The sequence below is a fragment of the Paenibacillus solisilvae genome (assembly GCF_042656405.1).
Lineage (GTDB): Bacteria > Bacillota > Bacilli > Paenibacillales > Paenibacillaceae > Paenibacillus_Z > Paenibacillus_Z solisilvae.
In genome coordinates this window covers 44,426-66,684 of record NZ_JBHSOW010000072.1, presented here as the reverse complement: position 1 = coordinate 66,684, position 22,259 = coordinate 44,426, and the positions used below count along the sequence as shown (strand labels likewise).

Below are 22,259 nucleotides of genomic sequence, written 5' to 3'. Positions count from 1 at the left end.
GAACGCTTTGCAAGCACCTTCATCCGTAACGGGCGCCCTAAGAAAGCGGCATACCTCCCGGATTACCGCTAGAGCCGGGAAGCGCATGCTCGCTGCCTTTGCAGCATTTGCTGTACTGCTCGCAATCCTGGTTGCGCTGCTGACTTCTCTTCTGGATCCGCTGCAGTTTTACCATAAAGCCACTTGGTACTCGCCTGTATTCTCTACCGAGCAGCGCTACCAGAATCCGGGCTTAGCCCGTAATTACGACTATGACACCATCATAATCGGAACCTCCATGACGGAGAATTTCGTTCCTACCGAGGTCGACCAGGCGCTGGGCGGCAAAACGCTCAAGCTGTCCATACGCGGATCAACGGCGGATGAGCATTTCAAAATCGCCAAGCTCGCCCTGGAAACCGGGAAGGTCAAAAAGGTCCTCTGGGGGCTTGATTATTTCTCGCTCAAGACCGGCGACCAAGAGGCGGCCGGCCCTTTTCCGGATTACCTGTATGACCACAAGCTGTGGAATGATTATAAGTACTGGTTTAATTACTCCGTGTACGAGCAGTTCTTCAAAGGTATTGTGAGGGAGCTCAAAGGCACGGCGCCCCAGAATATCAACTACTTATACAACTGGAGCCATCAAGTTACTTTCGGCAAGAAATACGTGATCAACGCTTATAAGAAGGCTAAAGTGGAGGAAGCCTATTTCGGATTGAACGAGGAGCCTCTTGATGTCATCAAGCAAAACTTCGATGACCATATCCTCTCTTTGGTTCGGGGCTATCCGAAGGTCGAGTTTATCTTTTATTACCCGCCTTACAGCATTCTGAGGCAATCGGTATGGAAAGATACGAACGCTTTGCGTTACGACAACCAGCTGGAGATGAAAACCTGGATGTTCCAGCAATTCGATCAGCAGCCGAACACGCGCGTATATGATTTCCAGGCGGAATCGGAATGGACCTATAATCTGGACTTGTATAAAGACTTGTCCCATCACAATCAGAACGTCAATACCTGGATTGCCGAAGCCATTGGCAAAGACGACTCCAACTACAGAATGACCGCACAGAACGCTGAATCCTTCGTTCAAAAGCTGAAGCAGCAGGTAGATTCCGTTGTTGTTGACACCGACGGCAATTTGAAGAATGCGGAAGTAAGCTTGCAAGGGAAGCCGCTGAGCTTCAGCAGCAAATCACTGATAAGCGATAAGGAGCTGCTGGTTCCCGCCAAAGAGGCGGCGGCTGCCCTTGGTGCGGCGATGACCTGGGATCAAGCATCCAAGACACTGGTCATGGAACGAGCGGGCCATACCGTTACGATTACGGTTGGCAGGAAGCAAGCCAAGGCCAACGGAGAGACGGTAGAAATGCCCTTCGCAGCCGAGCTGACGGCCGGCAAAACGATGCTGCCGATCAGCCAGGCAGCGGCCATGCTCGGCTACGATGTCGCCTTGAAGCATGAAGACGGGCAAAGCGTTCATTTTACGATCTCCTTGAAGTAGAAACACAGCCGGATGTCAATCCGCAGGCATTAATCTGTGCTTCTTATTCACCGGTTCCCTCTGCAGGCTGCAGTGGGAAAGACCGTTCAACAGACTTAAAAGAAGGGGCTGCCTGATCGTCATCTAGACGACGATCGGGCAGCCCCTTCTTGATTAAGATAGATCCTTCATCTTATTAATCATTCGCCTGCTTGGGAGGCATAATAGGAAGCTTCAGCATAAACTTGCTGCCCTCTCCCTTCACGCTGTCCAAGGACAAGCTTCCGCCTAACAAGCGGGACAGCTGCAGGCTAATCGATAACCCAAGGCCTGTCCCCCCATACTTGCGGTTGATCGCGCCATCCTCCTGGCGAAAGGCTTCGAAGATCAGCTGCTGCTTCTCCGGATCTATACCGATTCCTGTATCCGCTACCATGAATGTAATCCGCTGCGCAGGGATTCGCTTCTTCACTGGAATTCCCCAAGAGACCGGATTCAAGTTCCGCATCCATTGCCGCCCGGAGGCAATCGGCTCGAGCGCTGCACTATGGCCGCCTTCAAACCTGACGATCAGCTTAATGCTGCCTGTTTCCGTGAATTTAAAAGCATTCACAAGCAGATTCCGTAAAATTTGATTCAGGCGCAGCGCATCTGTTTTGATCATATGCGGCACACCAGGCCCAATATCGATTTCGAAGTCCAGCTTCTTCTGTTCCGCCAGCGGATGGAACTGCTGATGCAGATTTTGAACGAGATCATGGAGAGAAACCTCCTCGAAGAAAACATCCATTTTGCCGGCTTCCACCTTGGACAAATCCAGAATGTCGTTAATGAGCTGCAGCAGTTCATTGCCCGCGCCATGAATTAACTCGGCATACCTCAGCTCGTCCCCTTCATACCGTTCATCTTCATTATCTTTCATCAGCTGCGACAGCAAAATAATACTGTTCAGCGGCGTCTTCAGCTCATGCGACATATTCGCCAGAAATTCCGATTTATACTTTGAGGCCAGCATCAGCTCCCGGGCCTTCTCTTCAATCTCCCGCTTCGCTTCGCGGGATTCTCTGGTTTGTCTGCGCAGCAGCAGATTCATCGTTCTGAGCTCATCGACCCGAAGCTGTTCCTTTTGAAAATCCCGGATAATAAAGACAAATAATCCGCTAAGCAGCAGCCATAACGGGAATGTATATCTTCCTATATCATGCCAAAATTGGTAAAACGTCGTCGAATGAATGATATACACCGCCAAGGCGGCACCCATAGTAAAAAGAATGTTGATGCTCACCACCGCAATGACACTTTTCCATACAAACCGTAAGTTGATTGACTTCAGCCACTTCTGCAGCATGGAGCCGACAGCACCTACAATCGAAGTAAGCAAGAAGCCCGCCAAACCCAGAGCATCACAGTTCATCCCTAATCGTGCCAGCCCGATTCCAATTCCAATAACAAATACCGCCCAAGGAGAAGGGAAGACAAGCACGGCGACAATGATCGGCACCAATCTTAAATCAACTATATTATCATTGATCCGCAGCCCAAAGAGCATCGTAAGTATGCCGCCCGCGATAAACACACCAATCGTCAATATATATTTCATCCTATTGGAGGTGTGCTGAATCATATATTTATATCCCATATTAAAAAGGTACGCGAGCGTAATGAGCAGGCTTATATTCGTTAACAATGCTTTGGTGAAAATCACATCCATACCTCCTGCCAAGATTCCGGCTATTACAGTCTGATTATATAGGATCGATTCCAGTTCTTACTAGCTAGGACTTCCGCATACGATGTACAAGAGCAGGAAGACTGTAGGGAGGTGTTACCTTTGTCAGAACAAAAACCGGTAACGGCACCGGTACTTTATCAAGCCGAACCCTCGCTTGGCGGTGTTGTACAGCATGCCCGCAGCCGGATTCATGATCTTTGTGCGGGGCATATGCACCGTGCGGTTAGAGTAGAAACGGTGGATGGTATTGTGTATGAGGGAATGATTTCCCACGTAGACCGCAACTTCCTTTATTTGCAATGCGTGCCGGTATGGGAGAATGGCCGGGCATTTTATAATCCCAATAGCGCAATCATTCCTTTAGTTTTGTTCGAACTTCTGGTCATTACCCTTCTTTACACGTAATGAAGCACAATTAAACCTTTTTTGTCCAAATAACCGGTTGATGCCGTCAAAGCGTCTCCGGTTATTTTATTTAAGTCTCTTTCTCTCGAAGAAAAATTGGAAAAATAAGAGTATAATTTCCTTTAATTGCAAATAATACAGGTCTGCAATCAATTACAAAGGGACTTGTCAGGAGCCTAGCACAACACCCTGACAGCCATGCCGCTTTCGGGACAACCTTTCGGGACAACCAATCGTGCGGCTGAACCGGGATATGATCCTCACCGGATCCACAGCTAATCATCTCCTTGTACGCTGATACGGGAGCTATGTTCAGCTCTTTGAATTTGCAGGAATCAGCTCTGCTGCATATACTGCGTAATACGAAGAGATCGAGCATCTGCATCACTCAGCATCGCTCTTCCCCTAAGCCGCCAATGCGTACAAATCGTGTAATAAGGTGAAAGAACATTGGGGGATGTAATCGCCCAAGCGAAGATGTTAGAAAAGCATGAGCAAATTAAACAACAGATTTACGTTACCTTTATAAGGGACTAAAGGATTTGCGTTACTATTAGCTTACAATACAAATGGAGGTGCATCCGAATGACGAAGGTAATTACCTTTAAAAATCGTTCCGTACCCGTCCACTATCCCTCCGAGCAAATCAGCTATATTGACCTCCTGCATAACAAGTTGCTGGAAATGGAATTCAACTTTGATTTCCGTAAAAAGTGGAAACGGATAAAGTCCGTCGAAATGATCCGAGACGTGGCTATCTTACAATATAAAGACGGTACCAAGCTTTATATGGAAGTTTGCTAATACGCTCCAATCCTGATGAAGAACCGGCTTATTGCCATCGCCTGCGGTGTGCAAGGGCCAAAAAAGGGCAGCCTTCAATTCCAATCCTGTTAGCAGGATTAGGACTGAAGGTTGCCCTTTTACTTCTGTCATCTATATCGATATCAGTGCGCACTCGGAATTAAGATACTCGTAATCCTGCGAACAACTCTCTTACGGCATCGCGGAGCGCTTCACTAATAAACAGCATCCGTCTGGACGCCATGACATCTTCTCCCGTATAGGCGGAAATTCGATTGCCGCCCGCCTCCTTCGCATGCTGCAGGGCTGTATCGGCATGCCGAATCAGCATCTCCGCCGTTTCTCCCATTCGGGGAAAACTGCTGATTCCGATGCTGCACGTAGGATATAAAAGCTGGCCGCGCACCTGTAATACCTGCTCCAATGAACCTTTCATCAGCTCCACGTGACGATCAGTCTCTTCCTGCTGCAAATCCAGTTCATGAAGAAGGAGGAACGTATTGCCTCCAAGCCGGCAGGCGTTATAAGGATATTCATTATATGCAAGAAGGCGCTTAGCCATCAGCCTGAGCACTTCATCGCCAAATGCGTAGGAGTTCTTCATTAGATGACTGTTAATAATAGCGTTCAAACCTAATACTCGCGGGTATTTAGACCTATTCACACGAAAGAAAAACCTTCATGCGCAGCAATGCTGCGGCTGAAGGCTCTTTTACCCTCCTATTCAGGGTCAGTCATGTATTTATAACCAACACCCCATACCGTTCGGATATATTTGGGTTCCTTCGGATTCTTCTCCACTTTGCGGCGAAGATTAACTATATGAACATCAATAGCCCGGTCCGTTACAAAAGAATCAAATCCACGTATGGCATTGATTAAATCCTCTCGGCTGAACACTTTACCCGGATGGTTCAAGAACAGCTTCATAAGCTCAAACTCGGAAAATGTCGTTTCTACAAGCGCTCCGTGAATAAGCAGTAATCGGCGGTCCATATCCAGCGAAATGGCTGCCGGCTCCAGTTCTTCCCGGGCGGATTGAGCAATTCCCCGCACCGGCAGAGGCATCCGGTTTGCGCGCCTTAATAAAGCTTCCGCCCTTGCGCTCAGCTCATGCATGCTGAAGGGCTTCACTAAGTAGTCGTCAGCACCTGCTCTTAAGGCTTGAATCCGTTCTGATACTTCAAACTTCATGGATACAATCATGACAGGAACGGTGGAAGTTTGTCGTATTCGAGCACATAAGTCTGCCCCATTCCAATCGGGAAGTATAAGATCTAATAACACTAAATCAGGTATAAACTGTTCAAGCAGCGCAAGACCGCTCTCTCCGCTGAACGCTTGTTTTACCTGGTAGCCTTCTTCTGACAAATACATTGCTAGCATATCATTCATCATTACATCATCTTCAACAATTAACAACTTGTACATTGATTCACCTCGCGATGGAATCGGAGAGTTATCCTGAATGTTATCATTACTCTCAATATACAATAGGTAAGTCATCCCAACAATACATTGTTAGAAAATTGTTAGGAGATACTGTCGAAAGATGTCTCTTCTTTAACAAATGCCGCCATCATTGACTCCAATATCGACAATAATTGCTCGACAGCCTCATGAATGGCCGACAGATCTTGTTCTTCCTTAGGCAGCTTCAGCAAACCCTCCAGCTGATCGGCCGAGGATGCCAGCTCAGAAGCCGACAAATTACCGGCAACACCCTTTATCGTATGAGCCAGCCGCCTGGCAAGCTTTTGATCCTCAGCCTTCACCGCTTCACGCAGCCGCTTGTCGAACGTAGCGTATTCGCGTATGAACAGCTTGATCATATGATTCAGAATATCCCTTTTGCCATTCACACGTTCCAGAGCAGACTCCGCATCCATGCCAGGCACGTCAATAGGGAGATGACCCTCTTGCGTCTTAATAGGCTCATAGGCATCGCGTGCCGCCTCGGTATTGGCAAACGTCCGCATGCGGTGATCACTGCCGCTGCGAAGCCATTTTGCAATAACTTCATGCATGACGTCCGGCTCAATCGGTTTGGTCAGCACATCATTCATGCCCAGTTGAATGTAACGTTCATGGTCTTCCCGTATGATGTTAGCTGTAAGCGCCACGATCGGCATCCGGTCATATTTGGAATCTGAGCGGATTAACCGCGCAGCTTCATCCCCATCCATCTCAGGCATGTGAATATCCATCAGGATCAGGTCCCAGCGCCGCTCTTCAAGCTTTTTGAGCACCTGAGTGCCGGTCTCGGCAACTTCCACTGCGAATCCCCATTCGCGCAGCTGTTCAACGGCCACCAGCTGGTTGATTTTGTTATCCTCCGCAAGCAGAATTGTACCTGTAATCGGCTTATCCAAGAGCGAACCCGCAGCGATCTCGGCCATTGCGCTGGAATGGCCGCCGCTTCGGTTGACCAGCGCAGCCAAGCCCTGATAGATGGACAGCCGGTTCATCGGTTTAACGAGAATGGCATCCGGTCTGTCGGATTCATCCAGCTTAAGCAGCTCCTCGCGTCCGTATGCGGTTGTCAAAGCGATCGTCTGAATACCCGTCCGCTTCGCCGTATTGTGAAGATTCTGCCATGTCTCCTCACCAAACATGTCCGGCATCTCAAAATCAAGCAATATGACATCCGGCCTTCCGCCTATTCCCACGCGGCTCAGCCGCTCCTGCGTAATTTTCCAAGAGCTGAGGCTCATCGGGGAAAGCCCCATATCCTCAAGCTCCGTACACAGCATTTCGCCGAGAAGCGCGCTGTCCTCCAGTACCCAAACGACCATTTCGCCGGTCTGGTTTATTCGGAAGCGATCCTGCTTGGCTGGAGCTTCAACGGCGAATTCCAAAGTAAATGAGAAACGGCTGCCTACGTTGATTTGACTGGAAACGTCGATGGAGCCGCCCATCATCTCGACTAAGCTCTTCACAATAACGAGTCCGAGGCCAGTCCCGCCAAACCTTCGGCTGCCTACGTCATCGACCTGCATAAACGGTTTAAACAACCTCTGCTGCTGGTTCTCCGTCATACCAATCCCTGTATCTTCTACGACAAAGTCAATCCTCGCCCGCTCCGCACTGCTGCCCTCGTGCACATGGAGCTTAAGCTGAACATAACCTTTGTCCGTAAATTTGATTGCATTGACACATAAATTAAGCAGGATTTGCTCCATCCGCAGCGAGTCACCGACCAGAAGCTCCGGCAGATTTACTGGGGTCTTGATGATAAATTCGAATTCATGTTTGCCGCCGATGAATACGGTAAGCAGGTCCGCCAGCCTGTGAATCATTTCGTAGGGACTGAAGGAGACGTGATTTAATTTAATCTTACCCGCTTCCGCCTTAGCGAAATCGAGAATGTCATTAATGATCAGAAGAAGCGCTTCCGATGAAGCACGCGTCTTATCGAGATAATCCTGCTGAACATCCGTTAGCTCTGTCTTCTGCATAAGTCCGCTCAGACCGATGATCCCGGCGAGCGGCGTACGTATCTCATGACTCATACGGGCCAAAAACTGGCTCTTTGCCATGTTCGCATCTTCCGCATCAAGCTTGGCGAGCTCAAGCTCCGTCTGCACTCTCTTCTGTTCGGAGATGTCACGGGCAATACAGGAGTAGAACGCTTCTCCTGTCTGGTTATCCTTATGCACCACAAGAATTTTGGATACGGCAATCAGCTTGCCATCCATCGTTCGAAGCCTGGCTTCACTCTCTTGAAAGCCAAGCTCCTTGGCATCTTCAATCCCATGCAGCAGCTCTTCGATCGTTTGATCAGGCAGCAGTACAGCGGAATTTTGATGCCCCGCATCCGTAGACAGAAGCTCCCGGCCTGCCGGATTGAGATACAGCAGTTCTCCCTGCTCATTAAAGGTAGCGATTAGATCCTTCGCTGCTTCGAGCACCTCAAGCTGTTGATTTCTGGCTTTCTCCGCCTGCTTCTGCAGCGTGATATCGCGGGCTATACCGGTCACGCCGATAAATCGGCCTTCGGAATCGCGAATCCCGTTGGAGCTGAACGACACCGGGAATTTCATGCCATCCTTGCGAACATAAGTCCACTCCCGCTCATAGGTGAAGCTCTCTTTCTGCAGCTCCTTGAAGACAGAGGTATCCGGCTGTACGGTGTATCCCCGGCGTATGCTAAGACGCCTTGCTTCCTTCTTAATCTCATCCGGATCAATAAAGAGAAGTCCCGTTGCTATATGAAGCACTTCTTCGGCCTTGTAGCCGAGCATGCGTTCAGCTGAGCGGCTGAAGTAGGTCACCCGGTAGTTCTCATCAAGTACAATATAAGCGAATTGGTTCTGATTAATGATAGCCTCCATCCGGCCGAACATATCTCCCAGATGAACGCTCATCTCATTAACCGAGTGAGCCAATTGAGCGAGCTCGTCGTTGCCGCCTTGCGGCAAGGAATATACCGTTCCCGTAAAATCCCCCTCTGACGCCGCTTCAGTTACATAGAGAATACGTTTAATTCGTTTAACAAGGTGGTTGGAGTAGAGGAAGAACAAAATAATCATAATAATTTCTGCGAGAGCGATGAACAGGGTTGTGCGCCATTTGATGAGTGTAAGCGGTTGTTCAATTTCGTGGAAAGGGACCTTCATCGCAATATGCCAGGACGTTCCTTCTACCTTCGCAAAGAAAACAAGCGATTCGCTTCCTTTTTCGTACACAGCCAGATATCCGTTACCTTCCTTGATCATCTCCATCGAGATCTCGTTATAAGGAAGCGTCGGTGATGTTAGATATTGAATCTCTCCCTCTTTGGCAGAGCGGGGTGCAATCGCACCTTTGTCGGTGTATAAAAACGCCGGCTCCGATGATCCCACATGAATATCCAGATGCTCCTTATACAATCGTTCCGTCAAAATAGCGGCATCAACAGCACCCTGGATCTGCTGCATGTTATCATAAACCGGGACCTGAATGACAAATATATGATTTCTTGTAAGCTGACTCCGAAACGGATCCGTGATTACGGTTTGTCCGCTCATGACAATTGGAAGTGAAGGTTCTTCGCGGATATCAATGGTTTTTCCGTTGCTGAGAAGGGCGCTTCCGCTCGGCTTAGCATAACCGATCGAAAAAAAATCCGAGGTTGCGCGGTCCGTTTCCCTGGAAAAATAGAGTAAACGTCCGCTGTCCGTACCTGAACGAACGATATCCGTCCGGCTCATAACTTCTACTTCTGATCGCTTGGCGCGAATCCAGGCCGACAAGTTGTCAGCGCTGCTCTGCACCCGATTATAAGCTTTATCGATGAGGGCTTCCGTAACGGTATGCTTAGCTGACAAGTAGTTACCATAACCGACAAAAGACAAGGCGATTGATGTGATAAGAACGACTAACACGAGTACTTTGGTACGAAGTGAGATATTCCTCAAGAATCTATCCTCCGGATATAAATCTTTTCCACCAGTATACCGTCTGTGCAAGATCCTTCATAGAGGCATGGAAAGTCAATGAATTGAAAACGGTTTCTTTTCTTCCAAGCAAAGATGTCGTTGGATATAGTAATGCTTCGAACAATATCCTTTGCTGATTGCGGCCCTCTCGCATTTTACCCATTTACAGGTTGTGGAATGCACGGATTTACGGACTTTAATGATTGCCGGGTCACCATGTCTGCGCCAACGCTGATGGTGCATCGAACACATGCCCTTCGCTTTTACCGGCTTTTCACAATTTTCAATTTTACAGCAAGTATTCATTGCTTTCCCCCTTCCATGATGAGCCGCTGATTATTCACTATGTTGATGGTCTTCATTCCAGTATGGAGGAACGGGACAAATCAATAAAGTTCGTTAAATCGCCTATTTTCGGCCTGATTCTACAGATTCGACAGCATTTTCGGCCTATTGAACCCTCTGATGCAGGTTAGTTTAAATAATTAACCAGTTGAAATCAAATACAAGCTTTTTTATACTTATACAAGACAACCGGGTATAGACTGTAAAGGAGTGGTTAAATGAGCATTTTCGATACTATATTTAGCACACTTCAAGCTCCAATGGCCGTGATTGCAGGTACCGAGGATGAGCTTCGATTCATCCGGACCAATGATGCCTTTGACAAACTCGTCGGGTATACAGAAGATGAACTGATCGGAACACCTCCTACTAGGCTCTTCTCGGCATGGAACAATCATATCGGACGGATTAACGACCGTTCCGGATCTTTCCTACTGCAGCTCAAAATTAACCGAACCATGCGTATCCGCTTAACCTGGGAACCCATCGCGAATACGGAAGTGCCTACATTCCTCTTAATTGCAGAGGACATTACCGCCAAGACATGGATTGAGATGATGGGCAAATCGCGGAAGGTCCTTTTATCAGGAATAGTCAACAAAGATTTCATCATTGAACGATATATACAAAACTACCCGGCACCTATGTTTGATTATCAGTTAAAGGTAGAAGACCAGTCCGTGTTTGAATTCCTGAGTGAGAATGACCGTGAGCGGTTGACCCGGATTATGGAACAAGCCGTCATCCGGAAACAGACGGACAGCCTGGTGGTATGCACGAAGAAGCTGGCTAATATGGCGCAGCTGGAAATTGATGTTACCTTCTGTCCTTTTTACTGCGGGAATGGAAGCCTGAAACATTACGGGTTTGTGGTAACGGATATTAAACCTGTTATGGAACCGATTGATTCAGCCGTTTTACTCAAGATTCTTATGGCCCGCAAGCATATGTCTGCTCAGCAATTAGCTGAGGCGACCGGCATCTCTCTGCAAACCATATCCAAGCTTCGCAACGGCAAGATCGGTAAGCCGCAGCGGTTAACCGCTGAGCTGATCGCAACAGAGCTCAATGTATCGCCGCAGGATATTTGGCCGCAGTCCTAATCGGATTTGCGGTTTTTTGTCAGTTTTTAACTGTTTCTTAATCCTCCTAAGTGTCTAAGTGTAATGAAGAATGTTCTGCATAGGAGGACGGAATCGATGAATACAGCCCCAATCCAACGAACCATACCCCATCTTACTCTAATTGCCCTGATCTTCGTAGCCTCACCTTTCATCTTTACATGGGTCACAGCCGAATCTTCCTCATTGACTGCTTCATCTGAATCATCTTCTGCCTACATCTTAAAGCCGGCGATTGAACCCTCACCTTATGAGTGGGTTAAACATTACCCGCTTATCTCTCATGCGCTTGGAGGAATCGGCGGCTATGACGGGACGAACAGCTTGGAGGCCCTCGTGCAAGCCTACCGAAGCGGACAGCGTATATTCGAAGGGGATTTGAGCGTCACCTCTGACGGTCATCTGGTGCTCAGGCATGATTGGGAAGCTGGAACCTATCCTGTTCTGGGACAAAAGCTGCCAAAATCCATTGCACCTATGTCGCTTAAGCGGTTCCAGTCACTTCCCATCCAACAGCACTACACACCTATAACTTACAAGCAACTGGTGTCCTTCATGTCCGGGCATCCCGATATGATGCTCATAACAGATACAAAGGAGCCGGACAGCGCCAAAGCTGCTGACATCTTTAAGCGAATCGTGAAGGAAACGACTGAAGTCAATGCCGACATCCTGCGGCGGATTATTCCACAGCTTTATGAAGCCGATAACTTCGAAGCCATCAGCGGCGTATATCCATTCACCCAGTATATCTATACCCTTTACATGAATCAGGACTCAAAGGATCAAATTATGGATGACATCATGAAAAGGGGGATCCATCTTGTCGTTATGGACGAGAACCGGTACACACCCGAATTTGTTCAAGCGCTGCGCGGCAAAGGCGTTTATACCTACATTAATACGATTAACGATGTCAGCCAAATTCGTCAATATAGGAATGAAGGCGTTCAAGGCGTCATGACCGACTTCGTTGTCCCTGGCGACTTGTAGCCGTGCGGCTGCGAATCATTCATCTCTAATCGAGGAGCATGCAAAAAAGGCTGAATCTCAGCAATGAAAGACAGCCTTTTAGAATATTTATTGCGCTTCTTTTCTAACCTCCTCTTTTCTAACCTCCTCTTTTCTAACCAGTTTAAGCGACCGGTCGCTTTCGGCGATTTCCACTAGAAAAGCCGGATCTTCGGCTGCCAGTCTCACCCACGCTCTCACGCAAGCAGGGTCAAAATGCACACTGCTTCCTTCTTCTATAATCCGCATCGCCTCTTCATGGGACATCGCCTGCCGGTATGACCTTGAGGAGGTGAGCGCATCGTATACATCTGCAATTGCCGTAATGCGGGCAAGCAGCGGAATATTCTCACCTGCAAGGTGATCGGGATAACCGCTCCCATCCCATTTCTCGTGATGAGAACGGATAACGGTCAGCTCATCATTAAGGAACCCGAGCCGCTTGCACATATCATAGCCGGAGACCGGGTGAAACTCCATGACAGAGCGTTCATCGGCCGTCAGCTTGCCTGGCTTGTTCAGAATGGAGTCCGGTACTTTAAGCTTTCCTACATCATGAACGACACCACCCTGGGCAATTGCCCGGAGCTGTTCCTTATTCACGTTTAATTCCTCCGCAAGTCTCAGTGCGTACAGCGCAACACGCAAATTATGACCCGCTGTATAAGCATCGCGGGCCTCCGTGGCCATGATCAGAGCTCTAACGCTTGGCGTAATGCATGCCTCAAGCCATGTGCGCGGGTCGGATTGAAATAACACCCTGATGGAAGTGGTGAACGAGCCTTGAGAGAAATATTGCTTCACTAAGCCGCCCAGCATAATTATCATAGAACCGAGAAGCAGCACATGGTACATCCACCAGCTGAGCTTCCACGTCGTGCCGGTTACCATAATATATTGAGCGACAATGAGCCATCCCAGACAATACACAATCGCCTGCTGGAGCGGAAAACGAGCGCTTCGATACGATTGCCAGTACCGGTACATCGTCCATAAACTCATCAGCAGGGTTAAGGATGCGGCTAACCATTTATACGGACCATGATTAAGAGGAAGCTTGTCCATGACTTCCGGTGAATGCAGGGTAAAATAGACAAGTCCGGCAAGAATGAGCAGCCAGACCGGGATTAACCAGCGCCGCCACATCGCAAGAATGCCAACGACAGGATGATCGGAGGAAAGCGCTGATAAGAAAAGCCATGTGACAGCGATCAGGATGCTCAGCTGTGCGGCTATTCCGGCAATATGTGTCTCATGCATCATGAATCCCGGTGTCGATATCCCATGCAGAACGAATATCCCGGCCAGGGATACGTAAGCTAAAGACATGAAAGCTACCTTTATATTACGCAGCCGGTGCCCGGTGATCCCGACAGCGATTGCAACAATCATTGCCAGAGCAGCGATAGTGCTGACGATATAAAAATGACCTGTAACCGAAGTTACGGAAATATCAAAGGCTTGGAAGGATCGCAGCCATTCATAAACGACGATCGGCAGCAGTGTTGCTGTCATAGGTCCGATTATTGACCGCCCTTTTCCCTGCATGAGAATATCCTCCTCTTTCTTGATTCATTGCAGCTACTACTATCTTCCATAATATCGGCTTTTTCAGCACTAAAATTTAGTTTTGAAACTACAAAATAATAAAAGGCAATACCTGCTAATTATAGCATGCATTACCTGTAAGAAGTTGTTAGCATGAAATTGCTGCGCCGGTCTTTTATCTTTCACCGACTAATAAATCACCTGAACCGGTATCCACCGCAATAATTGGGCCATCCTTACCGAAAATTAAATTCTCATCCTCGCTGCCGCTTGACTCCTGGGCGCTTTCCCACTCATTGTTTAAATTGCCTGATGAGGTGCGGTATTGAATCTGGACGGCTGCCGGCTGTTCATCGGATAACAGCTTGACATCCCCGCTGCTTGTTTTGAATGCCATTGCACGGTCAAGCGAATGCAGCTCAGCGCGGATATTCCCGCTTGCCACCTCCGTTTTAAGCTCAGCCGCATCCACATCGATCAGCTTGACATCCCCGCTTTTAAGGTCAACCTTCAGCGAATTCCCCTTTAGATCCTCCAGCGCAACGTTTCCCGATTTCCCCTCGATCTCGGTTGTATCGGCATCGATACCTGCAAGATCTGCATCGCCGCTCGTTAAACTGACGGTTAACGAACGGGCCGTCAACTGATTTAGCACCATATCTCCTGATTTGCCCTCAATCGTAATCGAATCCGCCGAAAGCTTGGTAATCTCTGAATCTCCGCTGCTGGAATCCAGAACGACGGATTTCCACTGCTGCTCGGGTAGCTCGAGCTTCACATTTACATCCAATATATTAATTCCGAGAGAGAACCTGGTATCCTTCACAACCGAGAGATTAGCTGTATCCCCGTCGCGTTCGAGCTTAAGCTCAATCTTTCCGATGTATTTCTTGCTCGCCGAACCGCTAAGTGTAGCTGTTATCTTCTTCGATGCAGTCGGTACGACCTTCACATCCATCGAGTTGATTTCCAAATGGATATTGCTCAGCCCTGATGCGTCGATTGCGCGTGTCTGCTCCACCTTCTCCGTTCCAAAGCTTAGCCAATTCTCTCCTCTAAACGTACCGAACAGTCCGATTAAACCAACAACAACCAGTATGAGTGCAATAACGATCCAGTTTCTCATCCTTTTTTCACCCTTATCATTCTGGAATTAAACTTCAAATATTGAAGTGTCATTCTGGCTACTGCGCGTGTCAAAGAGTGCGTACCTGCGCCAAGGAGCATCCCCAAACCCAGCAGTACAGCTGCAGCCGAAGCACTCTGCGGGATTGTAAATGATTTCCCGAACACACCCTCATAGACCGCCGCGAATGCACTTAGCCCGAGACTCAGCGATGCCGCCCACAGCGCAATAAGAACGCCGAGCAATGCGATAAAAGGGCCGAGTACGAAGATCAGATTGAAGAATCCCAGACTGACCGCAGCCAGCACCGCCACGGGATACCAATGTAATACTGCCTTTCTTATCATCGGCCATGTCGACCCGGTAGCCAAGCAGCAGCTCCCTGGCAATCAGACGAGGATCACCGAGCTCGCTGGCCGCCTGTGCTTCCGAACGCCCATCCTCAGCAGCAAGCCGAAAATGCTCCTCATAATCAAACATCCATTCCCGGCGGAGCTTCTCAGGAACCGGCCTCAACAACTCCCATAGCTGCTGAAGATATTGATCTCTCATCATCTTTCTACACCTTCCTTAATTAACTCGTCTACAGCGGTAGAAAAAGTCCGCCATTCCCTTACCAGCTCCATCAAATGCGTGTGGCCGAGCGGAGTAAGCTTATAGTACTTCCGCGGCGGTCCTTCCGGCGATTCCCGCAGATAGGTTGAGAAGAAACCTTCAACGGTCAACCGGTTCAGCAGCGGATATACACTTCCCACCGCGACCTCCAATTTGGCTGACATGGCAAGAGCCAGCTCGTAGCCGTACCGATCCTCCCAAGCCGTCAAGGCCAGCACACACAGGTCCAACACGCCTTTCTTAAACTGCACATTCATTCGTATCGCCCCTATGCCATATTGTTTAGTATTCATCATTGTAGAATAGCTAGGTAAAAAAAATGTCCGTTTCCGGATACCATCTTCCTGCTATAGTATATAACTGACTATTCAATTATGCAATATAGCTGGATTGGAATTTAAATATTTATTATCCACAGACTTATACACATATTACCCACATTATACACAGTTAAGTGTCTTTTAACTCTCTGAATGCGTCAAAGAACCGCGAATCCAACACTTTCGCTTGTGGATAAGTGTTTTGGAAAAGTGGATGATGGACTTCGGCAAGGTGCAGGATACCCCCTATCGCACTGGTACCCGGGGTGATGGGGTCCGCACTTTAGAGAAGTAGCGTAATATGGTATGCTTGACCAATGAAGCTATACAGCAGCAGTGCAACTATTCCATTAACGGAGGCCTGATTATGACCCCAACTAACAATCGATATGAAGTACGTAAGCATCATGACATCTACACGATGTATACCTTAACAGACAGCCAAACGAACTCCTCCGTGACAATCTGTCCAGATCGCGGCGCAATCGCCATTAGCTGCAAACTGCTTGGCGAGGAATTGTTCTATTTGGACGAGGCAACCTTCATTGACCCGGATGCCAATATCAGAGGCGGCAATCCTGTCCTCTTTCCCATCTGCGGGCAATTGGTCGAAGGGCGTTTCGAATGGGACGGAGCTGTGTACAAGATGCGGAATCACGGCATAGCCCGCAACCGTCCATGGGATGTCGTATCCACCTCAGAGGCTGGGGAAGCTTCCGTAACGGTTCGGCTCCGGAGCGGAGAAGGAACACGAATGGAATATCCTTTTGACTTCGAGCTGCTGTTTACCTATGCCTTAGTGGACGGCCATTTGCAAATCCGGCAAACCTATCACAACTTATCTGACCGCAGCATGCCTTATTATGCGGGCTTCCATCCGTATTTCCGCATCGGAGCCTCCAAGAAGCTTGACTTTGTAACGGATGCAACCGAATATGTGGACTATAACGACAATGCAGTGAAACCATTCGAAGGAAGCATTGAGATGGATGGGCTTAAAGAGTCCGTCGTCTTCCTGAACGCGAATAGACGGGACATCAGCTTCCCTGGGCCGGCTGGAGCAGGGGACGTTATTCATCTCTCCTACAGCGATGCGTTCAAATACGTCGTACTGTGGCAGGTGGACGGCAAGCCGTTCATTTGTGTGGAGCCGTGGATGGCAATTAACAGCGCTCTTAATACAAGAAAAGGGCTGCCTCTCCTCGAGCCGGGCGGCAAGCAGGAGCTGGAGCTGACCATAGGATACACCAAATCATAATCGAGCCCGGGAAAGCAGGGATAGGCATGGGTGCAGAATTGCTGAGGCGGTTTGGAAACTCGGATTTGCAATTGTCGCCGCTCGGACTCGGCTGCTGGCAGTTCAGCAAGGGCAGCGGGATGGTCGGGAAGTTCTGGCCGGTGCTTAGTGACGAGGTTATCCACGATATCGTGCGCATTAGCCTGGAGGGCGGCATCAACTGGTTTGATACGGCTGAAGTTTACGGCGGAGGCCAGTCTGAAGAAATGCTCGCCGATGCGCTGAATGCGCTTGGCGACAGTGCCGCCGGCGCTCATGTTGCCACGAAGTGGTGGCCGATTATGCGTACCTCTGCGAATATCCCAAAGACCATAGATGAGCGCCTGCGCAGACTGAAAGGCTGGGCGATCGACCTGCATCAAGTCCATCAGCCGTACTCTTTCTCCTCTGCGGCAAACGAAATGCGCGAGATGGCGAAGCTTGTGAAGCAGGGTAAAATCAAGCATGTCGGCGTCAGTAATTTCTCTGCAGCCAAAATGTATGAAGCCGATAAAGCCCTGCGCGAATCGGGACTGCGGCTCGTATCCAATCAGGTCAAATACAATCTGCTGGACCGCCGAATCGAGCAGAGCGGCGTAATGGAAGCAGCGAAGGAGCTCGGCGTGGTGATTATTGCCTATTCTCCTCTCGAGCAGGGCATTCTGAGCGGCAAATTCCATAAGAATCCTGAGCTTGTGAAGCAAATTCAAGGGCCGCGCAAATGGGCTGGCGGCTTCAAAACCGGCGGCTTGAAGCGTACGCTTCCGCTGATCACCCGCCTTGATGAGCTCGCCGTCAAATACGAGGCGTCCGCCAGCCAAGTAGCGCTGAATTGGCTGATCCATGCGCATGGCGAGACGGTGTTTGCGATTCCTGGCGCTTCTAAGCCGCATCATGCACAAGAGAATGTAAAAGCTATGCGTTTTGTGCTGAGCAAGGACGAGATCAGCGAGCTTGCAGCGATTTCCGCGGCCTGCGGGAGAGCTTAGCGATGGCTTGCCCGAAAAGCGGGGAATAAGCCGGTACCCGAGTACCGGCTTGACTTGGGAGCTCGATATATAGAGCAATTTAGATCTTGCTGGTTAATAGCCCGTTTGTGCCTGCTGCAGCAGGTGCCGGATTAACAAATAAGGGCAGTACACAGGTCATGATGAACCTAACTTGTGTACTGCCCTTTGCTTTCATAATCAGCTCTTGCAGGCGATGATTTGACGCGAGAAGCTGCCTTTGCGAACGGTGCAGCGGTCCACGATGTGAAGTCCCGCTTCCATGATGGTGTCATCAATCGTCTCTGTAGTGACGATGAGTACTCTCTTGGCTAGGCGGCGCGCGCTGAGCAGCATATCAAGCCGCTCTCCTGCGGACAATACGGAGCACAGATTATACGGCAGATCGATGATAGCCGCATCGTATCCCCCACTGTCTCCGGCAGGATCCAAAGTCCGCATATCTGCCCGTGCTACGACATCCGGCATCTCGAAGTGAGCCAGATTCACTCGGGCACCTTTTAGAGCCAGAGGATTATGATCATAACCAATGATGTCAATCCCCATTGACAGAGCTTCGATTACAACGGTCCCGATCCCGCAGCAGGGATCGATCAGCTTGAGCTTATCCGGCGGCGAATCCCCTGCTGCGATATTCACGACGGCTCTAGCCACTCTCGTGCTAAGCGCCGTTGAATAAGGCTGCGGCTTCTTATTATGCTTCAGCCACACCGCTTCGCTTTTCTCATAGGCTCCGAATAACCAGCTGCCCTTCACGCAGGCTATGCCCAGCAGCCGATCAGGTCTGCGCATCTCCGCCTTCCCTCTGATCCGCCAGCCGACCTGCCGCTCAATTGAGCGCTGCTGCTCATAGGTCATTCGATCATCCGTCTCCATGAAAACTACTTTGAACGTCTGGCCTTGCAGATGAACGGCATCTCCTGCTTGCCCCGCTATCCCATCCACATCAGATGCTTCGAGATCAACCGCCAGTTTCCCGCGGATAAACGGGCTGCGGCTGGGATCGAGGTTTTTATCGCTGCGCACACAACCATGAATAGGCTCAACACCGAATAAAGCACGCATTTCCATTCGGCAAAGCTCTTCTTCATCCTCATGAAAGGCAATCGTGTAGACATACTGCCCCTTTAACGCTTCAATTGTTTTATTGCTCATTTGCATCCACTGTTCCCCCGCTCACATTGCGGTACGTGCGAAACAGAATATTTTGATTGTAGTTGCCGAAACCCTCGCCGTATATCGTTAAGCCCCCGACATGCTCCGCCCCCTCCGGAACTGCGAGCCGGAAGATCCAGTCATTGCGCGTCATCACAATATCCTTGAGCGTCACATCCGACAAACGCTGCCCGTCGATATACGTCCCGTCCTCGGTCACCCGAATCATCTTAAGCCAGCCGTATTGGTTGACGGTCCACCAAGCCGGTGTCAGTATGCCGCGTCCATTCCCGGAATCGCCCGGGCTTGTCCATATGCCAAGAAGAGTGTCATTCAGGTAGAAATGGATATCCGACGGCCAGTCGGCTTGAACCCCCGGCGCCTCTGAGCCGATCTCCAGCGAGATCTCAATTTCCTTCAACGCCTGTCCCATCAGTACGTAGTTAGGAATCCGGTACTCTACGAACCCCCGGCCGAACCATAAGATTTGCGCATGCATCCGCTCCGGTTCAAGGAAAAAACGCGGGTCGTCAAACTGCCCGATCACATGCTCCGTAGTGGAAAGCCCGCAGGTCGGGTGCACCTCGAAGCGTGTATAATGACCGACAGGAACGGATACCTCCTGATAATCACGCTGCTGCTCAGTGCGCTGCGGCAGAGACAGCTCCACCTTATCGATCGCAAGTGAGCATATTTTGTGCGTGCCGCCATTGCGCCGGATAAGCGTAGTTTGAATCAGACCGCCCTTCTCCAGCTTCTTCGTATGCATCGTAACGATTGCACTGCTGAGCCCTAGAGCGGCAGCTAATTCCTTCACATTCATGGACTCCTTCGACAGCAGCTCCAGGATATGAAGACGCACATCGCTGGCCAAGGCTTCATAAAGAGGAAGCCACTTGCGCTCTGTATTTGCTCGTAACATCTTCTCACACTCCGTATCAGGCATTGATTAACTCATTTATTAATCCAAGAAATAGCCTTGAAATCGCTCTCTTAATCGTGTTTAATAGATTTTGAGAAAAGTTTTATTATTAATTAGTTAATATAATTATTAATTTAACCATGAGGTGATGGATGTGTCAACCAAAGCAAAAATGATCGTGGATAAAGATTTTACGATTGGTGAAGTGGATAAACGTATTTACGGTTCCTTTATTGAGCATCTGGGCCGTGCCGTATATGGCGGTATTTATGAACCAGGCCATCCTGAAGCGGATGAGCAGGGTTTCCGCAATGATGTGATCGAGCTAGTCCAAGGACTGGATGTCCCGATTGTCCGTTATCCGGGCGGTAACTTTGTATCCGGCTACAACTGGGAGGATGGCGTAGGGCCTGTCGAGCTGCGTCCGAAGCGTCTGGAGCTGGCTTGGAGAACGATCGAGCCTAATCTCTTCGGCTTTAACGAGTTCGTGGATTGGTGCCGCAAAGCCGGAACAGAAGCGATGATGGCCGTCAACCTTGGCACACGCGGACCGGAAGAAGCCCGTCAGCTTGTCGAGTATTCCAATCATCCGTCAGGCACGCACTTAAGCGACCTGCGTATTAAGCACGGCTATAAAGACCCGCATAACATCAAAACCTGGTGTCTGGGCAACGAAATGGACGGTCCTTGGCAAATCGGCGCCAAAACTGCAGTCGAGTATGGCCGGATTGCTGCCGAAACAGCTAAAGTGATGAAATGGGTTGATCCAACGATCGAGCTGGTTGCTTGCGGAAGCTCTGCTCTAGGAATGCCGACATTCCCGGAGTGGGAATCGACTGTCCTTGATTTGGCCTACAATCAAGTCGACTACATCTCGCTTCACCAATATTATGGCAACCGTGACAACGATACGCCGAATTTCCTCGCGCAATCGATGGGAATGGATTCGTTCATCAACACGGTTATCGCGACCTGCGACTATATCCAAGCGAAGAAACGCAGCAAGAAGAAGATCAACCTCTCCTTCGACGAGTGGAACGTATGGTACCACTCTAATGCCGCCGATTCCAAAATCGATCCTTGGTCCATCGCTCCTCCGCAGCTGGAGGATGTGTACAACCATGAGGATGCCCTGCTTGTCGGCAGCATGCTGATCAGTATGCTCAAACGTGCTGACCGCGTGAAGATGGCATGTATTGCCCAGCTGGTCAATGTTATCGCACCTATTATGACTGCAAACGGCGGCGCTGCCTGGAAGCAAACGATCTATTTCCCATACATGCATACTAGCATTTTTGGCCGCGGGACTGCACTTGTACCGCTCGTTACTTCACCGAAATATGATTCGAAGGATTACAGCGACGTGCCATACCTTGATGCGGTAGCGGTGCTGAGCGAGAACCAGGAGGAGGTTACGGTATTCGCTGTTAACCGTCACCTGAGTGAATCCTTACCGCTTGAAATCGATCTGCGCAGCTTCGGTTCCTGCCGCGTAATCGAGCACATCGTGCTGGAGCATGATGATCTGAAAGCAGCCAATACCATCGATGCACCAAACCGCGTCACACCGCATACAGGCGGCGACGCAACGGCTGACGGCAGCAAAATCGAGGCTCTGCTTGGCAAAGCTTCATGGAACGTCATTCGTCTGAAGCTGGTTTAATACACAGCTGTCTAAGAAGTTAGAATAACCGGAGGGTTCATTCTTGTAAAGCGGCAGCTGCTGCTTATAAGAATGGGCCTTTTTCTTTTTTCAGGAAAATAAGGGGCAAACCGCTGAGGATCATCGCTGCGGAGAATAAGGAATCCGGCATAACGAGCACAAATCCAATCCCGACCAAAGTAGACCAGCGGTGCTTCAGGATTTCTACGATGCGGCTAAAATACAAATACCCCCGACAGCCTGAAAGAGCCAGCGGGGGTTGAATCTTTCATCTATTCAATGCTAGTGGACATGCAAGGAAGCAGAAGGTGGTCTGCTTTG

Annotated in this window: 18 protein-coding genes and 1 pseudogene; 8 read left to right on the top strand and 11 right to left on the bottom strand. The window is 49.4% G+C overall.

From position 1 onward, the window contains the following. Positions 1-7 precede the first annotated feature (7 nt). Positions 8-1,489, top strand: coding sequence for a copper amine oxidase N-terminal domain-containing protein (locus tag ACFPYJ_RS20060; RefSeq protein WP_379189976.1), 1,482 nt, complete (start codon positions 8-10; stop codon positions 1,487-1,489). 175 nt (positions 1,490-1,664) lie between these two features. Here ACFPYJ_RS20060 and ACFPYJ_RS20055 read toward each other — a convergent pair whose 3' ends face one another. Continuing rightward, positions 1,665-3,173, bottom strand: a complete 1,509-nt coding sequence (locus ACFPYJ_RS20055) for an ATP-binding protein (RefSeq protein ID WP_379189975.1) — start codon at positions 3,171-3,173, stop codon at positions 1,665-1,667. Positions 3,174-3,299: 126 nt separating this feature from the next. Here ACFPYJ_RS20055 and ACFPYJ_RS20050 point away from each other — a divergent pair, with 126 nt between their 5' ends. Beyond that, complete coding sequence (locus ACFPYJ_RS20050) at positions 3,300-3,605, top strand: hypothetical protein (protein ID WP_379189974.1); 306 nt, start codon at positions 3,300-3,302, stop codon at positions 3,603-3,605. Between the two features lie 585 nt (positions 3,606-4,190). After that, entirely contained in the window at positions 4,191-4,409 is a 219-nt protein-coding gene (locus tag ACFPYJ_RS20045) for a hypothetical protein (RefSeq protein ID WP_379189973.1), read from the top strand. 160 nt (positions 4,410-4,569) lie between these two features. Here the strand turns inward: ACFPYJ_RS20045 and ACFPYJ_RS20040 are convergent, their stop codons facing one another. The 3 genes from ACFPYJ_RS20040 to ACFPYJ_RS20030 all read right to left on the bottom strand — a co-directional run bounded on the left by ACFPYJ_RS20040 (position 4,570) and on the right by ACFPYJ_RS20030 (position 9,808). Further along, the gene (locus ACFPYJ_RS20040) at positions 4,570-5,040 is read right to left on the bottom strand and encodes a diguanylate cyclase domain-containing protein (protein ID WP_379189972.1); all 471 of its coding nucleotides are present in this window, start codon (positions 5,038-5,040) and stop codon (positions 4,570-4,572) included. A gap of 89 nt (positions 5,041-5,129) precedes the next feature. Further along, the gene (locus tag ACFPYJ_RS20035; protein ID WP_379189971.1) at positions 5,130-5,840 is read right to left on the bottom strand and encodes a response regulator transcription factor; all 711 of its coding nucleotides are present in this window, start codon (positions 5,838-5,840) and stop codon (positions 5,130-5,132) included. Positions 5,841-5,941: 101 nt separating this feature from the next. Next, the gene (locus ACFPYJ_RS20030; RefSeq protein WP_379189970.1) at positions 5,942-9,808 is read right to left on the bottom strand and encodes a response regulator; all 3,867 of its coding nucleotides are present in this window, start codon (positions 9,806-9,808) and stop codon (positions 5,942-5,944) included. A 584-nt stretch (positions 9,809-10,392) separates the two neighbouring features. Between ACFPYJ_RS20030 and ACFPYJ_RS20025 the strand changes: the two genes are divergently transcribed. Together ACFPYJ_RS20025 and ACFPYJ_RS20020 are read left to right on the top strand one after the other, a co-directional pair. Then, complete coding sequence (locus tag ACFPYJ_RS20025) at positions 10,393-11,277, top strand: helix-turn-helix domain-containing protein (RefSeq protein WP_379189969.1); 885 nt, start codon at positions 10,393-10,395, stop codon at positions 11,275-11,277. A 96-nt stretch (positions 11,278-11,373) separates the two neighbouring features. Further along, positions 11,374-12,288, top strand: a complete 915-nt coding sequence (locus ACFPYJ_RS20020) for a phosphatidylinositol-specific phospholipase C/glycerophosphodiester phosphodiesterase family protein (RefSeq protein ID WP_379189968.1) — start codon at positions 11,374-11,376, stop codon at positions 12,286-12,288. Between the two features lie 87 nt (positions 12,289-12,375). Here the strand turns inward: ACFPYJ_RS20020 and ACFPYJ_RS20015 are convergent, their stop codons facing one another. From ACFPYJ_RS20015 to ACFPYJ_RS19995, 5 genes and pseudogenes are all read right to left on the bottom strand, one after another. Further along, entirely contained in the window at positions 12,376-13,854 is a 1,479-nt protein-coding gene (locus ACFPYJ_RS20015; protein WP_379189967.1) for an HD-GYP domain-containing protein, read from the bottom strand. 175 nt (positions 13,855-14,029) lie between these two features. Beyond that, positions 14,030-14,980, bottom strand: coding sequence for a DUF4097 family beta strand repeat-containing protein (locus ACFPYJ_RS20010; RefSeq protein ID WP_379189966.1), 951 nt, complete (start codon positions 14,978-14,980; stop codon positions 14,030-14,032). Further along, a complete protein-coding gene (locus ACFPYJ_RS20005; protein WP_379190003.1) occupies positions 14,977-15,351 on the bottom strand; it encodes a DUF1700 domain-containing protein in 375 nt (124 codons plus the stop codon). The genes ACFPYJ_RS20010 and ACFPYJ_RS20005 overlap by 4 nt, the downstream gene beginning before the upstream one ends. A 19-nt stretch (positions 15,352-15,370) precedes the next feature. Continuing rightward, positions 15,371-15,532, bottom strand: a pseudogene (locus ACFPYJ_RS20000) (DUF1700 domain-containing protein); the annotation flags it as partial. Next, positions 15,532-15,852: a PadR family transcriptional regulator gene (locus ACFPYJ_RS19995; protein ID WP_379189965.1), complete on the bottom strand. Its 321-nt coding sequence runs from the start codon at positions 15,850-15,852 to the stop codon at positions 15,532-15,534. The pseudogene ACFPYJ_RS20000 and the gene ACFPYJ_RS19995, both read right to left, overlap by 1 nt. A 430-nt stretch (positions 15,853-16,282) precedes the next feature. Between ACFPYJ_RS19995 and ACFPYJ_RS19990 the strand changes: the two genes are divergently transcribed. Together ACFPYJ_RS19990 and ACFPYJ_RS19985 are read left to right on the top strand one after the other, a co-directional pair. Then, on the top strand, positions 16,283-17,173 hold the full coding sequence (locus ACFPYJ_RS19990) for an aldose epimerase family protein (protein WP_379189964.1): 891 nt from the start codon (positions 16,283-16,285) through the stop codon (positions 17,171-17,173). A 26-nt stretch (positions 17,174-17,199) separates the two neighbouring features. Continuing rightward, positions 17,200-18,180 (top strand): aldo/keto reductase, encoded by a 981-nt coding sequence (locus ACFPYJ_RS19985; protein WP_379189963.1) that lies wholly within the window; start codon positions 17,200-17,202, stop codon positions 18,178-18,180. A 198-nt stretch (positions 18,181-18,378) separates the two neighbouring features. Here ACFPYJ_RS19985 and ACFPYJ_RS19980 read toward each other — a convergent pair whose 3' ends face one another. After that, a complete protein-coding gene (locus tag ACFPYJ_RS19980) occupies positions 18,379-19,353 on the bottom strand; it encodes a TRM11 family SAM-dependent methyltransferase (protein WP_379189962.1) in 975 nt (324 codons plus the stop codon). Further along, on the bottom strand, positions 19,343-20,275 hold the full coding sequence (locus ACFPYJ_RS19975; protein ID WP_379189961.1) for an ArsR/SmtB family transcription factor: 933 nt from the start codon (positions 20,273-20,275) through the stop codon (positions 19,343-19,345). Before ACFPYJ_RS19975 ends, ACFPYJ_RS19980 begins: the two co-directional genes overlap by 11 nt. Before the next feature lie 172 nt (positions 20,276-20,447). Here ACFPYJ_RS19975 and arfA point away from each other — a divergent pair, with 172 nt between their 5' ends. Then, the gene (gene arfA / locus ACFPYJ_RS19970; RefSeq protein WP_379189999.1) at positions 20,448-21,938 is read left to right on the top strand and encodes an arabinosylfuranosidase ArfA; all 1,491 of its coding nucleotides are present in this window, start codon (positions 20,448-20,450) and stop codon (positions 21,936-21,938) included. The last annotated feature ends 321 nt before the right edge of the window (positions 21,939-22,259 follow it).